This window comes from Paenibacillus sp. FSL L8-0708, assembly GCF_038009325.1.
In the GTDB taxonomy this organism is placed as follows: Bacteria; Bacillota; Bacilli; order Paenibacillales; family Paenibacillaceae; genus Paenibacillus_AQ; species Paenibacillus_AQ odorifer.
Genome location: NZ_JBBPBC010000001.1, coordinates 3280920 through 3296653, shown reverse-complemented (window position 1 = coordinate 3296653; position 15734 = coordinate 3280920). Strand labels below are relative to the sequence as shown.

Genomic DNA, 15734 nt, shown 5'->3' with positions numbered 1-15734 from the left:
TTATTTAAATGGTATTTTTACATTGGAAATTATTATAGAATTAGGAGGTGAGCATTCTCAAAATTTAGGAGATGAGCGTATGGAAACTACAAGCAGCTTGCAGTTATCTAGAAGTCTTCCAGAAGAACAGGGGATTTCATCAACCGCAATATCCTGCTTTATTAGTGCAGTAGAAGAACAAAATTTAGGCCTGCACAGCTTTATGCTATTACGACATGGTTATGTGGTCTCTGAAGGCTGGTGGGCTCCTTACAGGTCCGTTCTTCCGCATATGTTATTTTCCCTTAGCAAAAGCTTCACCTCAACCGCAATCGGGTTTGCTGTTACTGAGAAACTTGTCACCCTCGATGATTCTGTCCTCTCCTTTTTCCCTGAAGAGGCTCCTTCGACTATCACGGAGAATCTATCCAATATGACAATCAGACATCTATTGATGATGGGTACCGGGCATGTCGTGGATACTATGGACACCCTTCGCAAAAGTAGCGACGGGAATTGGGTGAAAGCTTTCTTCTCCGTCCCCGTCGAGAAACAACCGGGTACACATTTCCTATATAATACCGGTGCTACTTACATGCTGGCCGCGATCCTTCAACGGGTTACTGGCCAAACACTGCTAGAATATTTAGAACCGCGCCTCTTCGTTCCTCTGGGCATTCACGGTGCTACGTGGGAGTCTTGTCCACGTGGAATTAACACAGGGGGTTTTGGCTTAAACATTGCAACCGAGGATATCGCTAAATTCGGCCAGCTATACTTACAAAAAGGAATCTGGAATAATCAACGGGTACTGCCTGAAAAGTGGATTAATGAGGCTACTTCCAAACATATTTCCAATGGCGAAGGTGATCATGACTGGGCAATGGGATATGGGTATCAGTTCTGGCAATGCCAGCACGGTGGCTACCGGGCAGATGGCGCCTTCGGTCAACTCTGTGTTGTGCTTCCGGAGCAAGATGCCGTAATTATTACTACTGCTGCATCAGACAGTATACAAGGAATGTTGAATGCTGTGTGGGAACATCTGCTTCCCGCGATGAAGCCAGCTCCCTTGCCATTAGAGCCGGCTGCTTCTGCCCACTTGGTTGAACAATTAAAGAATTTATCTATCCATCCGCCACAACTGCAGCCCTCTTCATCACAAGAAGAACGAATAAACGGCTTAACCTATAAGCTCGATGACAACCAATTTGCCTTGGACACCTTCTCTATCTCTTTCAATAACAACGAAGCTGCAGTTACTTTACAATTTAAGACTGGAGAGGATTCTGTGATCTGTCTTGGTCGAGGGGAATGGCTCGAAAGCTTCGCACAGGTCATTGATGCTTCCTTGAACCGAATCATGTCCAGCTTTACTTGGGTTGCTGATGATCAGCTACAGCTTACTTTATTGTTTATTGAAATGCCTTTCTGCATAACTCTTGAAATAATCTTACTAGAGAATCAGCTAATTCTTAAACAAAAGTTTAATGTGAATATGGGACCGACTGAATTCCCTGAGATCATTGGCAGACTATAATTCTTAATGAATACAAAAGACCGCTTCGTCCTTTAAATAGACTTAGCGGCCTTTTAAATATTCGATTCTAATCTGTGAAATCAGCAAGCTTGAGGATGACCGGGCAATGATCGCTCCCCATAATGTGGCAATCGATTTGGGCATCCAGCAGATTAGGTGCAAGTCTAGAAGAAGCTAGGAAATAATCAATCCGCCAGCCTACATTCCGTTCTCTCACCTTCGGCATATAAGACCACCATGAATAAACGCCTTCAAGCTCTGGATGAAAATATCTAAAGGTATCTATGAAGCCGGACTCCAGCAGCGTACTCATTTTTCCTCTTTCTTCATCGGTAAAGCCAGAGTTTCCGCGGTTAGCTTTAGCATTTTTGATATCAATATCCTGATGGGCTACGTTCATATCGCCGCATACAACGACTGGTTTTAGCTTGTCCAGTTCCAGAAGGTAATTGCGGAAGCGGTCCTCCCATTCCATTCTGTAATCCAATCTAGCCAGATCTCGTTTGGCATTTGGTGTATACACATTCACTAGATAAAAATGTTCGAACTCCAGCGTAATAATCCGGCCTTCCGCTTCATCATCCTCTTCCATTCCGTATCTCACAGAGATCGGCTTGATTTTGGTGAATATAGCTGTGCCTGAATACCCTTTTTTCACTGCATAATTCCAATATTGATAGTATTCTTCACCCTGTTCCAGAACAATCTGCCCTTCTTGCAGCTTCGTCTCCTGTACACAGAAAATATCTGCTTCTACTTCCTTAAAATAATCATCAAACCCTTTTTTAACACAGGCCCGAAGACCATTCACATTCCATGATACCAACTTTATCATTAACGTTTCTCCTTGCATTTTGCTTTGATAGTAACCAGTTTATCATATTACGGCCAGAAATTTATAGAGGGTTAGGGTCATCTTGAGCAGTTCCGCGAATAGATTTATATCCTAATCATTTATTATCCATGATACAATAGCAAAATTGACTCTATACAAATTTTCTAACACGTGAGGTAAAAAAACTTATGAATGCACCAAATCTTTTACGAGGGTTTAACTTTTTGTATTTTGCTCTGCTAGCCATGTTTATTCCCTTTCTGCCAGTCTATCTAAGTGAACAAGGGCTAAGCCCATCGCAAATCGGCTTCATTATTGGAACTGGTGGTTTTGTTACCATCGTTGCCCAGCCTTTATGGGGGATGATCAGTGATAAAACAAAGACCATCCGCAAAGTGCTGTTAGCTCTGCTGTTATGCTCAGCGGTAACCGGATACTTTTTGTTCGATTCCAGCAGTTACGTTGTTCTCATTCTTTTTGCTATGCTGCTGTATTTCTTCTTGATGCCCATTGATCCGCTGACAGAAAGCTTGAATTTCCGAGTCTCTGAGGCGGCTGGAATTAGCTATGGTTCTATCCGTACATATGGTGCGCTAGGTTATGGTGTAATGGCTCTGATTACTGGCTATGTGCTTGGTTTTTTCGGCTCTCATGGAATAGCTCTTCTGTTTGTTGCCATTTGCCTTATAAGCTTTATAGTAAGCTGGAACATGCCAGATGCCCCCGTCACAGGTAAGCCGGTCACGCTGGATAGCCTCAAGCACTTTTTTGGCAACAAAAAGACATTGATGTTTCTGGTGCTCATATTTATTAGCTCTGTACCCGCACGAATGAACGATACATTTATTGGAGTTTATATTCGTGAGCTTGGTGGCAGTCCTCAACTGGTAGGCCAATCATTTTTCCTCGCGGCAATAAGTGAAATCATTGTCTTTGCATTAAGCTTCTGGTGGTTGCGAAAAGGAAAAGAACTGATTATCATATCGATTTCCGGAGCCTTCTATTTCCTTCGTTTCTTGATTTCAGCTTGGATCATTGATCCACACTTGTTAGCGTATTTGCAGATTCTGCAAATTCTTACCTTCCCTGTGTTCTACTCGGCTGCTATTCAATACCTCTACAGCATTGTACCCGAGGAATGGCGTGCTACAGGGCAAACCGTCCTTGCACTATTGTTCTTCGGTGTATCAGGTATCCTGGCTTCTTATGCTGGTGGGGCATTATATGATGCCTTTGGGGGTAAAGCTCTTTACTTAACGATATCCGCAATGTCGTTTGTCGGCATGCTATTCGGATTGATACTGTATCTGATTTATCGTAATAAAACGGAATAAGCGTACGAAAACAAACCGGGGATGTCCCAGCCGCTTTCTAAGTGGCTATTGGACATCCCCGGTTTTTTCTATTAAAAAGTGCTAATTCACCATGGCATTCGCTCTAGCATTAATAGATTTTCAACATAGAATATTCTATCAAACGAAAAGGAGGTCGTTACTATGGCCATCGTATTACCGCTTCAATATTTCAATTTAGCCCCTGTCATTGGTAAATCTTATTATGAAAACCTTGCAGGTGGAATTAACGCTGCTGTTACTGTGAACAATAACTCCAACTTCCCAGTAGATTTAGTAATCACTCGTGTAAATGCTCCAGTTATCACATACACGATTCCAGCATTCAATAGCCTTACGCTTGCAGTTCATGCCCTTTTGGTAGCTGCACTCTTAAGCACTCCTGCTGGCACCACATTCGGAACTATTGAAATTTCAACATCAGATTTCTAATAGTGTAACATTAAGCATCTCTAGCTGGAAGTTCAGCTAGGGATGCTTCTCTATGTGCATCTAGCTTAATCCTTCTATTGTGTGCTGCTCCATAAGCTGCTTCAGCTTGGTTTCAGTATTCGAATCTCCCGCAGGAGTATAGATGCTGCAGCGTAAATCTGCACTGCCATGAACCTGCAAAGAGGTTAGATGAAATAACATTTTTCCCGCCTTGGCATGTCTGAATTCTAGTAACACATCCGGGGCCGAACTAACCCGACTTTGCTCCCACATCTCATTAAAAGCCGGATGCAATTCTTTCAATTCCTCTATAAATTCATCATACCAATGATCCTCTACATACTGTCCGTAATACGCTCTGAAGATAGAAAGATAACCGCTGACGAATTGTTCCCAATTCACTGCTAAGCGCCTAAACTCCTTACGAACAAATAACAATCGGATCATATTCCGCTCTTCGATGGGCAGCTTTGAGAAATCAAGAAAAACATGGGCGGCAGCTTCATTCCAACCGACGATTCCGCAACGTCTATCAGAAATTATCGTAGGACAATATTTAAGTTCCTGTAAAATTTTCTGCAGCGAAGGACTAATTACGGAAGATTCATCTTGCGGATAGGGTGTGGTTCCGGTTCCAGTTTCTAAAGCCAGTGCAAAGAGATACTTCCGCTCATCTTTAGTCAGCCTAAGTGCAGTGGCAATACAGTCCAAAACAGAGGACGAGACTTTTATATCTCTGCCTTGTTCAAGCCACGTATACCAGGTACTGCTTACCCCTGCAAGCTGTGCAACCTCTTCCCTGCGGAGTCCTGGCGTTCTTCTGCGTGTGCCTTCTGGCAAGCCTACAGAGCTTGGTGAAATTGCCGCACGACGTGCTTTCAAAAAATCAGATAATGCTTGTAATCTTGTTTGATTAGCCATAAGCTACCTCCACTTTGGGATTTCTGTTCCTTTAGTATAGTACAAATTATACTAGGATAAACGATAACTTGTAATAGGATAAATAAAGTGGAAAAATACTAGTATACACTAGCTGAGGAGGTTCATTATGGAACGCGTAGTGATTACAGGCATGGGCTTAATCTCACCACTTGGAAATACAATCGGGCAATTTTGGGATCGGCTAATTTCTGGTGAATCGGGTATATCCCCGATCACTTCATTTGATACAACAGGTTTTAAGACGAGAATTGCCGGCGAAGTACGTGATTTCGATGCAGAAGGCAGATTTGGGCGTAAAGAGGCACGGCGAATGGACAGATTCAGTCAGTTTGCCCTCGCAGCTACTGAAGAGGCTTGGAAACATTCTGGCCTCCAGCTTGATAAGATTGACAAGGAGAGACTTGGCGTTTATGTAGGATCTGGTGTTGGAGGAATTCAGACCTTGATGGATCAAGGTACGGTCCTGAAAGAGCGTGGACCTGATCGAGTCAGCCCTACCTTAATTCCCATGATGATCTCCAATATGGCTGCGGCGATGATCAGCATTAAATTTGGAGCTCTCGGCCCGACCATGTCTCCAGTAACAGCTTGTTCTATTGGAAATACTGCGATTGGTGAGGCCTTCCGTTTAATTCGTTATGGCGGTGCGGACATTGTTATAGCCGGGGGTTCTGAAGCTGCTATTACTGAAATCTCGTTGGCCAGCTTCGGGAATGCCACCTCTTTATCTACACGAAATGAAGAGCCTACTAAAGCGAGCCGCCCTTTCGATGGAGGACGGGATGGCTTTGTAATCGGTGAAGGTGGCGGCATAGTCATTCTTGAGTCACTCTCCCACGCTCAACGTAGAAACGCCAAGATTCACGGCGAAGTGATCGGGTATGGTGCTAGCTCTGATGCTTATCATATGGTTGCCACTCATCCAGAGGGGAGTGGTGCCTATCAAGCTATGAAGTTAGCGCTAAATGAAGCTAATCTCCAGCCCCACAACGTAGATGTAATCAGTGCGCATGCGACAAGTACAGTAGTAGGAGACCATTCTGAAACCCTAGCGATTAAAAAATTATTTGACGAGCATGCCTACCACATCCCCGTAACCGCTAATAAGTCCATGACTGGACATGCTTTAGGGGCCGCTGGCGGCTTAGAAGCCATTGCCTTAGTTAAGAGTATCCAAGAAGGAATCATTCCTCCTACCATCAATCAGGACACGCCTGATTCCATCTGTGATTTAGATTACGTACCTAACAATGCACGAAAAGCTAATCTCGAAATAGGCATCTCCAATTCATTTGGCTTCGGCGGCCATAATGCTGTTATTGTGATCCGAAAGTTCGTAGACTAATCCTACATTATAAAAGGGGTTTCAACTTAGCCATTACACATGACTAGTTGAAACCCCTTCTGCTGTTAATCCTTTTAAACTATCTTATTCCGAAGGTGATACATGACTTCCCCAGATAGAGATCCCTTCATTAGAAACCGCGGTGAACGTCATAACATTACTGGCTGTAGCTTCATTCCACTCTTTCAGGAACACACCCTTATAAGTAGAACCACCTATCGTTAACTCTGCAGTATGATCGTCGATAAGCTTCCACTTGCCCTTTACTGCGCCTTTGATTTTACCACTCTTCGTCAATTGAATTAGCTCCGATTGCACGATATCTGCCGTAATTTCTTTATTATGATTCACATATTTGTATTCGCCTGCGATTTGCTCTTTCGTATATTTATCAATGCTCTCGCCACCATAACGGTGTGGTGCGACCACCGGCCAGCCATCAGCGTTCATGAACATCTGGTGTACTCTAACCTCATGTTTTTCACCACGATTCGGGAACCTTGTATGGAAGATCAAATAATACTTGCCAGTCTCTTCATCGTAAAATGCGGAGTTATGTCCTGGTGATACATATCCTTCCCCACTTACTGGGAGCTCATCGTCATTATTCAGGAATTCGAAATTCCCCATGAGTTTAACTCCGTAAGGAGCATAAGCAGGATCATCAAACAATACGCCAGCTGTGCCCTGTGAATCGATCATATCCTGGCCCTCAGAATCTTCAAAAGGTCCATCAGGTGTCTTCGAGCGAGCTACACGGATGTTATATCCGCCATCAGCAGCCAGCCCCCCGTAGGATAGGAACAGGTAGTAGTAATCCGTCTCAGGACTGTACAGCATATAGGGAGCTTCTATCCGCGCATGATTTGCGCCTAGAAGCTTTTTGCCATAACCTTGATCTGGCAGTGGGAATCCTGTGCTTGTATCCAGTTCCATAATAAAAATACCACCGGAATAAGAACCATACACCATCCACAATCTGCCTTCTTTATCAAAGAACACATCCGGATCTACAACATTCGGCTTTTGTGTGGCATCATAAGTTTCTCCGTCATCGCCTACACCCACCATACCTGACTTTAAGAAGATCCCTTTGTTCTTATAAGGTCCTTCAATATGGTCTGACACGGCTATACCAAGTGCTGATAATGGGGAATCACCTTTACACGCGTTGTAATACATATAATATTTACCATCCGCCAATTGAATGACATCCGGTGCCCATAAAGTGTCCGTCTTTCCCCAGGTTAAGGCCTCTTTTAATTCCTCTTTGACATTCGGGATGAGTACGTTTCCATCAACAACTCCAGAGGACAATTGAGTCCAGGACATCAGGTCGTCGGATTTAGCAGAAGCCAAATGCGAGCCAAACACATAGTACTTATTATCAGCCAAAATAATGGAAGGATCATGTACAGAAACATTCTTGAAGACAGGCTGAACAGGCTCAGGTCCGCTGTTTGTGTTGCCAGAATTAGCCGTGTCGTTGTTACATGCGGTTACAGCTAATAATGAAACACTAAGTAAAGTAGTAATAATTATCTTCTTCATCGTTATACCCCCTATGTATGCCTTTTCATTTTGAGATGAAAACGATAAATAGTCAACCCTTTTATTTAATTAAGTTCGTATTAATTCATATTTATTTAAATAATAGTGAACATTGTAGAAAATAAAAAAAACGCTAAGCCAACTAAATGGCCTAGCGTTTCCTCTTATTATTTAGTTAAAACAAGTTGCTTACTTAGCGCCTTCTTGCACTAAAACTGGCTCTGGATAAGCGTTCTTAAGTATACGTTGTCTATTCTTAACGACTGTTGGCGGTTCCACCTTAGGTGCCATCGGATGCATTAACCAAGACTTCACCATATGGGTATCCGAAACCTTATACATTGGAGGCTCTTTCTCCATATCGATTTGCATAGCATAGGTGCTGCGAAGTGCGAAGGCATCACCCTTAGGCGGTTTGATCAAATCTGGAGGGGTACCAGGAATAGCGGTAAGCAAAGAACCTTTGCTCTCTAAACTTGGCATGGATGCAAGCAATCCCCAAGTGTAAGGATGTCTTGGATCGTAGAAGATCTCTTCTGCAGTTCCCATTTCAACAATTTGTCCGGCATACATTACCGCTACTCGATCCGCCATTCTTGCTACAACACCAAGATCATGGGTGATAAAAATAATCGCCGTATCAATCTTCTTCTGCAATTCCTTCATCAGGTCAAGAATCTGTGCCTGAATGGTAACGTCGAGCGCTGTAGTTGGCTCATCCGCAATCAGAAGCTTAGGGTTTGCTGCAAGTGCCATTGCGATAACGACACGTTGACGCATACCGCCACTGAACTCATGCGGATATTGATTGAAGCGGCGCTCTGGTGAAGGAATACCTACTAGCGTAAGCAGTTCAACCCCACGTTTATTGGCAGCTTCTTTGGAGATTTTCTCATGTTTGTGCAGTACTTCAGTAATTTGTCTGCCGACCTTCATCATCGGGTTCAAGGAAGTCATCGGATCCTGAAAAATCATACCGATCTCTTTACCACGAATCTTCTGCATTTGCTTCTCAGACTTACCGATCAAATCTTGTCCATCAAATAAAATTTGTCCACGTTTATATTCTCCTGGCGGCGTTGGAACTAACTTCATTACCGCTTGTGAAGTTACACTTTTACCGGAACCGGATTCCCCAACTATCGCTAGAGTTTCACCTTTATCTACATGGAAGCTAACACCACGGATCGCTTGTACTTCTCCACCGTGTGTTTTGAATGATATCGCTAGATCTTTTACCTCTAAAAGGCGCTCCATCTTGTCACCCTCTCATTTCCTCGTCAATTATGATAATGATTCTCACCAAGTTGTAAGCAATAAGTATTATTTTATCTAGTTCTAAGGGTTCTAGTCAAGATTTTTCTGAAAAAGATATGGCCAGCAGCAGCCTTATGTACTAGTTCTGTTTAATGCGAGTTCTATTCTTCACTAACAACCACAATATTGGCGGAAGCAGCAAAAGAACTAATAGCAGAGACCATCCGATATCTCCAAGAGATACCAAGTTGTCATTCAATAGTCGATAATACGCATAAAGAGAATAGGGAAGAACTACTAGTACTGCTGTAACTACCCCTGGTGTATATATCTTTAAATATATCGTCTGTCCTAGATGAGTAAATACATGTAAGAAAAATACCGCAAGCACTGCCAAGTACAATAAGTAATTAGAAAAGAATACTGCAATACAAGTTACCGTCACTATAAAAATATACACGAATAATACGTCCATTGCAAAATTACGTGTAGTCATTTGTAACATCGAATGATACGTCTTGCGCATAAACGAAGGAATTGCGTCCTCTAACCTGGTTCTATACTTTGCCCCCCATGCTTCAATCGTTAATATTTCTTCAAAATCATGAAACATAAATAGGATCGGCAACAGCCACAGCAAACTTACGATATCTATATGTACACTTAGCCACTCAAACATGAGAATCCTCTCCCTTCTCCTGCTCAGCCTCCTTACCTTCTTATGTTGTAATCTTGCTGAAAATGTCCTAACCCATGAAACGTTCCCAACCTTCCAGCAGATTATCCTGTGCCCACTGGAAATGGCCTTGGCTATCGTATTTACGCGAATAACACTCAATGAAATAAATTAAATCGATATATAAGTCGTAGAGCTTTTTGCGTGCACATTCATTAGGGCTATCAAAGCTGTCCCCATAACCTCTACAGAAATGCTCAGAATCCTCAATATAGCGAAAATAATATTCCATAAGGTGATCGCCCCATAACGCCCGTTCCCAATCGATTAAGGCAACAATGCTTCCCTCTCTCACAAACACATTCCCATCCCATAGATCCCAGTGAACTAAACGTGGCTCAGTGACCACATCCATCACATGTATACGGCTGTTGATCTCCGCCTCAATCTTTTCTATAGGAATGGGCATCTTTGCCTCTAAGCGCCGAGCATCATCAAGGAGGTTGCCAATCAAATTTTGAAAGGTTACCCGCCAAGAAGTCCCCTTTATCTTCGAGGATACATTAAATAATCCGAAATGATCCCCTTGAATCTCATTGATAATCCGGCTATAACGACCTAATTCTTCCTCAATACAACTTCTTTGCTGCGGACTAAGCTCTTCCTTAATTTCATTATAGGGCTGGCCGATTATTTTCTCCATGAAAAAAAAGTCACTAGATATTAAATTTCTGCTGTTATCATAAGCGTATACCTCAGGCACAGGTACCGTTCCTTTAGACTTCATTAGCTGCATTGCCGCAACCTCTGTAGCCATGATATCGTGCTCGTAACTTAGCGTGTCTGTCTCATCGGATGGCGATATTTTAAGGATCGTAGCTCTGCCATCTGACAATAGGAGGTCATAAGCTGCGTTGAAATAACCTCCCGTCAATTCCGTACTTTGAATGATTTTCACATGGCTTCCAAAAGCAGCACCCACCAGGATGTCCTGCTGCTCAACCGTCAATTTTGTTTTAGTCTGACTTTCCAAGACTTCACCACCATACAGAGTTAAGTAAAAATGCAAAAATCCAACCTCATAAAAGCCCGGGATTCATTGTATTTGATCCAAGAAAGATAAACAATCCTTCTCCATTGGAATGAAAATTGTTAAAATTAGAAATAACACGTATCATTAGCTGCTTTTCATGAAAGAGAGGAAACTATTATTATGATCATAAAACCTAGAACACGTGGCTTTATATGTACAACCGCACATCCGCAAGGCTGCGCTCGTCAAGTCGAGCGGCAAATTGAGTATATTAAGGCACAACCCGCGATCAAAGGACCCCGGAAGGTGCTTGTCATTGGCGCATCCACAGGCTACGGCCTCGCCTCACGGGTTACAGCCGCATTTGGGGCTGGAGCCAGCACAGTAGGCGTATATCGGCCGAGCAGCAGCAATGGAGCCCGTACAGCCTCTGCTGGGTGGTACAATTCCGCCGCCTTCGAACAACTTGCGGAGTCTGCAGGCCTGCAATCCTACAGCGTTACCGGAGATGCTTACTCCAAAGAGACCAAAGAAAGAACGATTCAGCTGATCCGCAGCGAATTAGGACAAGTCGATTTGGTCATCTACAGTGTTGCTTCTGGGCGCCGTACAGACCCGGAGACAGGCGAAGTATATAACATTGTTCTCAAACCTATTGGCGACATCTTTACCAACAAAACTGTAAATTTTCATACGGGTGAAGTCACTCAAATCTCCATCGAACCTGCGACCGATAAGGAAGTTCATGATACCGAACGGGTGATGGGCGGTGATGATTGGCAGCTATGGATAGAAGCACTCCAGCAAGCCGGAGTATTAGCTGATCACGCAACCACTATTGCTTATTCGTATATCGGATCAGAGCTTACTCAAGCCGTATATCGCCAGGGAACGATTGGACTTGCTAAAGACCATCTCGAAGCTACGGCAAGAACACTTAACGAAGCGTTAGCTGTTACTCACGGTAGAGCTTATGTAGCGGTCACAAAAGGTCTTGTCACACAGTCCAGCTCGGCGATTCCTGTCGTGCCCCTCTATATTTCCGCCCTTTACAAAGTCATGAAAGAGCACGGTCTTCATGAAGGTTGTATTGAGCAAACCTATCGGTTGTTTGCTGAACATCTCTACGCAGCGAAAGGAACTCCTGTGGATGAAGAAGGGCGTATCCGTATAGATGATTGGGAATTGTCTCCGGCAGTCCAGCAAGAAGTTATAGAAATCTGGGACCAGCTTACTTCAGACAATATCTACGACCTAACGGATCTGCATAGCTATAAACAGGAATTCTTCCAGCTATTTGGATTCGAGACTGAAGGTGTAGATTACGAAGCTGATACTGATCCAGACGTAACTGTTATAAATCTGCGCTAAAATTAATCGTGTTTTGGATTATCTTCTGCCTGAGGATAAGGGTTGTTCGAGAGCATATATTTCCTCTTCCAGAGAAATCATCTTTTGCTCAATCATTTTTCGTGCATCTGCCAACGCTTGATTGTAAATATAAGGCGAAAGTTCTTTGAGCATAAAATCGAGAAGGTTCTCGCTGGCTAATTGCCCAATTTCACTGGACAGCTCTGTATCAAAATATTCTTGAATACTAGCTGTAATCTGAAGCTTATGTTCTCTCGGTATTTTTAACGGCTGCATGGTAATCCTCCAATCTAATTAGATACAGGAAAATGACGTGCTTTCGCACGTCATTTTTCACACCTATAACCTTCATTCACTGCTGCTTTTAAAACGGTTCCAACCCTCAGTCAAGTTATCATGCGTCCAACGGACATAACCTTCGTCTGCATATTTGCGTGAATAACATTCGATAGTAAGAATAAGATCAAGATAAAGATCATAAATCTTCTTCCGCTGAATCTCGTTCGGACTGTCGTAGGTTGTTCCGTACCCCTTATAGAAACCGGCAGAATTCTCAAAATGCCTAAAATAATACTCCATCAGCACATCGCCCCACAGGGCTCTCTCCCAGTCAATCAGTGATACGATGACTCCATCCTTCACAAATACATTCCCATTCCATAAATCCCAATGCACCAGTCGTGGCTCGGTTACGGCATCTAATGCAGGGAGATACTTGGAAACCTCCTGCATTATCTCTTCACTGGACGCAGGGAGCTGTGCATTCAGCCTCTTGGCATCAGCAAGTACACTTTCCATCAGGCATGAAAAGGTCTCTCTCCACGAGGCTCTTGGCTCCTCTGAATCCCTTCCAAAAATGCCAAAACGTTCTCCGCGTATCTCATTGATTATGCGATTGTAACGCCCCAGCTCAGTTTCGATAGCGTCTCTCTCCGGAAGTGAAAGACTCTCCTTTACATCACTGTAGGGCTGGCCCTCCACCTTCTCCATAAAGAAATACGGAATAGGAATAAGCAGCAGACTTTCATCATAATGGTAGACGGCAGGCACGGGCACAACACCCTTATCTGCAACCATACGGAGAGCTTCCACTTCAGTTCGCATAATGTTCTTCTCGTAACTTAACGTATCTGTCTCTACAGCAGGGGCAACCTTTAGAATGACAGATTTCCCAGTGCTGAGTTCCAAATCATAGGCTGTATTAAAAAAGCCTCCCGTAAGTTCTGAACTAAGGTTAACCGCAGTTTCTGAACCGAAAACCGCTTTCACCAAAATATCCAGCTGTTCATCATTTAATTTAACTTTCGTGAAGCTCTCCATTTCGTTTAAACCCACCACATTTCTGTCAGTGGCTCCTCAATCAATACTTGTTGAAGGTTACTTACAGCTTTGGAGAAACCTTCTTCAATAGACATCAGCCCATCTTCATGCTCAATACTAACCACATAGTCATACCCAACCAAACGAAGTGCACTAATAATGTCAGCCCAAGTCTTAAGATCATGTCCAAAACCGACAGAACGGAACTGCCAAGCACGGTCAAGCATCTTGGTATACGACTGCATATCAGTTAATCCGTGCATATTGACATTCACAGGATCAATAACGGTATCCTTCGCATGGAAGTGATGGATTGCACCTTGGCGTCCCAAAATATGAATCGCTTGCACAGGATCAATTCCTTGCCACCACATGTGACTCGGATCAAGGTTCGCACCGATCACTTCACCTGCTGCTTCTCTCAGCCGCAGCAGAGTACCTGGTGTGTGTACTGAGAATCCTCCATGCAGCTCAAGACCTACCTTTACATCATGCTGAGCGGCAAAGGCACCCCATTCTTTCCAATAAGGAATAACCTTGTTCTCCCATTGCCAGTCCAGAATTTCTTGATAATCATTGGGCCATGGAGCTACAGGCCAGTTCGGATATTTAGCACCCTCATGATCTCCAGGACATCCAGAGAAGGTATTCACAACCGGAACCCCTAGCTTCTGCGCCAATTTGACCGAGTTTACGAAATCCTCATGATCCTTTTGAGCAAGTTCTTTTTGCGGGTGCAATGGGTTACCGTGGCAGCTCAAAGCACTGATTGTAAGTCCGCGAGATTCCACGGCATGTTTGAATTCTTGTAAGGCTGTTTCATTCTCCAGCAGCATTTTAGGGTCGCAGTGGCTGTTGCCAGGATTGCCTCCCGTACCGATTTCTACCGCCTTTAGCCCTTTGGATACTACGTAATCAAGAGCATCCTCCAGCTTACGACCTCCAAACAAGACCATAAATACTCCAAGTTTCATTGTAGGCCACCTCCTCTTGGAAATAGTTTACTTATTATTTATCGTAGATATCAAAATTCTTCACCACTTGATTACTCTCAGCAGCTTCAAAAATAACTTCAATCAAATTCTGTACCCGCATAACCTCAGCGTTCTTAACGATAGGTTCTGCAGTACCCTCAATGACAGCAGCGAAATTATCATAAAAGCTAGAGCTTAACTCCGACGGCTGAGGTAATTCCTCAGTGATCGTCGCCCCCTCCGATGGAGGTGCCATAGTTTTAGTTAGTCCTACACCTGCACGAATCGGCTTCGGTTCGATTTTTTCGCCTGCGTTATTTCTTGTCACCAATCTTCCAGTTAAAGACCAGTCTTCAATAATTCCAGTGCCTTCGATACCCTTCACATACCATCTTGGCAAAGTAATAAAGTTAGTCGTCCCAACCTCTACGATCGCTTTAATTCCATTCTCAAATTGCAGAATAGCTTCAAAACCGTCATCGACATCGTTTCCTAAAATAAAGCTTAGACTACTGCTCACACTGGTAATTTTGCTATCAATCATGAATAATAGCTGGTCCAATAAGTGAACGCCCCAATCCAGCAGCATCCCTCCGCCTTGTGCCTTAACATGACGCCAGTCTCCAGGAATTCCGTTCGCTCCGTGCACGCGGGATTCGATCTGGAATAGGGATCCAATCGTCTCCTCATCGTACATTTTTTTGATAGTTAGAAAATCTTCATCCCAACGTCTGTTCTGATGCACCATAAACACACGTTCGGCTTGATCAGCCGCCGCCAGTATTTCTTGAAATTCAACCTTAGATAGAGCAACTGGCTTCTCACAAATGACATGTTTGCCAGCTTGTAATGCACGAATCGCAATTTCTTTGTGCACATCGTTCGGTGTGGCAATTAGAATAATTTCGACCGAAGAATCTGCCAATACTTCTTCATAACTTTGGTACGCCTTGTAGCCAGCGTCGTTGGAATTGGTACGACGTGCTTCAAGCACATCGTACGTTCCAACTACGATTAAGGTAGAGGTCTCTTTTATCAATCCTGCGTGATAACTTCCCATTCCTCCAAAACCAACAATGACTACAGAATGTCTGTTTGAACTCATGAACTTCACACCTGCTTCTCGT

The 15734-nt window shown here is 43.5% G+C and carries 15 protein-coding genes; 5 read left to right on the top strand and 10 right to left on the bottom strand.

The genetic code is table 11. The annotated features are described in order from the left end of the window. The first annotated feature begins 79 nt into the window (after positions 1-79). Complete coding sequence (locus tag NYE58_RS15540) at positions 80-1519, top strand: serine hydrolase domain-containing protein (RefSeq protein WP_339248430.1); 1440 nt, start codon at positions 80-82, stop codon at positions 1517-1519. 67 nt (positions 1520-1586) lie between these two features. On the opposite strand, the gene NYE58_RS15535 is transcribed toward NYE58_RS15540, so the two are convergent. Next, the gene (locus NYE58_RS15535; protein ID WP_076219164.1) at positions 1587-2351 is read right to left on the bottom strand and encodes an exodeoxyribonuclease III; all 765 of its coding nucleotides are present in this window, start codon (positions 2349-2351) and stop codon (positions 1587-1589) included. A 191-nt stretch (positions 2352-2542) separates the two neighbouring features. Between NYE58_RS15535 and NYE58_RS15530 the strand changes: the two genes are divergently transcribed. Beyond that, positions 2543-3688, top strand: coding sequence for an MFS transporter (locus NYE58_RS15530; RefSeq protein WP_076219161.1), 1146 nt, complete (start codon positions 2543-2545; stop codon positions 3686-3688). A 162-nt stretch (positions 3689-3850) separates the two neighbouring features. After that, positions 3851-4138 (top strand): hypothetical protein, encoded by a 288-nt coding sequence (locus tag NYE58_RS15525; protein ID WP_076125983.1) that lies wholly within the window; start codon positions 3851-3853, stop codon positions 4136-4138. A 60-nt stretch (positions 4139-4198) separates the two neighbouring features. Here NYE58_RS15525 and NYE58_RS15520 read toward each other — a convergent pair whose 3' ends face one another. Beyond that, a complete protein-coding gene (locus NYE58_RS15520) occupies positions 4199-5059 on the bottom strand; it encodes a helix-turn-helix transcriptional regulator (RefSeq protein WP_076125982.1) in 861 nt (286 codons plus the stop codon). A gap of 127 nt (positions 5060-5186) precedes the next feature. On the opposite strand from NYE58_RS15520, the gene fabF reads away from it, so the two are divergent. Then, positions 5187-6425 carry a beta-ketoacyl-ACP synthase II gene (gene fabF / locus NYE58_RS15515; RefSeq protein WP_341002255.1) on the top strand — a complete coding sequence of 413 codons (1239 nt, stop codon included), beginning with the start codon at positions 5187-5189 and terminating at the stop codon, positions 6423-6425. Between the two features lie 84 nt (positions 6426-6509). Here fabF and NYE58_RS15510 read toward each other — a convergent pair whose 3' ends face one another. From NYE58_RS15510 to NYE58_RS15495, 4 genes are all read right to left on the bottom strand, one after another. After that, the gene (locus tag NYE58_RS15510; protein WP_445252434.1) at positions 6510-7982 is read right to left on the bottom strand and encodes a family 43 glycosylhydrolase; all 1473 of its coding nucleotides are present in this window, start codon (positions 7980-7982) and stop codon (positions 6510-6512) included. A 183-nt stretch (positions 7983-8165) separates the two neighbouring features. Continuing rightward, on the bottom strand, positions 8166-9233 hold the full coding sequence (locus tag NYE58_RS15505; protein ID WP_076125977.1) for an ABC transporter ATP-binding protein: 1068 nt from the start codon (positions 9231-9233) through the stop codon (positions 8166-8168). A gap of 139 nt (positions 9234-9372) precedes the next feature. Further along, positions 9373-9912: an HXXEE domain-containing protein gene (locus tag NYE58_RS15500; protein ID WP_076125975.1), complete on the bottom strand. Its 540-nt coding sequence runs from the start codon at positions 9910-9912 to the stop codon at positions 9373-9375. Positions 9913-9979: 67 nt separating this feature from the next. Next, positions 9980-10978, bottom strand: a complete 999-nt coding sequence (locus tag NYE58_RS15495; RefSeq protein WP_341002254.1) for a phosphotransferase family protein — start codon at positions 10976-10978, stop codon at positions 9980-9982. Between the two features lie 144 nt (positions 10979-11122). Here NYE58_RS15495 and fabV point away from each other — a divergent pair, with 144 nt between their 5' ends. Beyond that, positions 11123-12313 carry an enoyl-ACP reductase FabV gene (fabV, locus tag NYE58_RS15490; protein ID WP_341002253.1) on the top strand — a complete coding sequence of 397 codons (1191 nt, stop codon included), beginning with the start codon at positions 11123-11125 and terminating at the stop codon, positions 12311-12313. 18 nt (positions 12314-12331) lie between these two features. Here the strand turns inward: fabV and NYE58_RS15485 are convergent, their stop codons facing one another. From NYE58_RS15485 to NYE58_RS15470, 4 genes are all read right to left on the bottom strand, one after another. Further along, positions 12332-12589 carry a DUF2164 domain-containing protein gene (locus NYE58_RS15485; protein WP_076125970.1) on the bottom strand — a complete coding sequence of 86 codons (258 nt, stop codon included), beginning with the start codon at positions 12587-12589 and terminating at the stop codon, positions 12332-12334. Between the two features lie 72 nt (positions 12590-12661). Next, a complete protein-coding gene (locus NYE58_RS15480) occupies positions 12662-13651 on the bottom strand; it encodes a phosphotransferase family protein (RefSeq protein WP_341002252.1) in 990 nt (329 codons plus the stop codon). Then, a complete protein-coding gene (locus NYE58_RS15475) occupies positions 13639-14607 on the bottom strand; it encodes a sugar phosphate isomerase/epimerase family protein (RefSeq protein ID WP_076101695.1) in 969 nt (322 codons plus the stop codon). The genes NYE58_RS15480 and NYE58_RS15475 overlap by 13 nt, the downstream gene beginning before the upstream one ends. A 34-nt stretch (positions 14608-14641) precedes the next feature. Continuing rightward, positions 14642-15712 carry a Gfo/Idh/MocA family protein gene (locus NYE58_RS15470; protein WP_341002250.1) on the bottom strand — a complete coding sequence of 357 codons (1071 nt, stop codon included), beginning with the start codon at positions 15710-15712 and terminating at the stop codon, positions 14642-14644. Positions 15713-15734 lie beyond the last annotated feature (22 nt).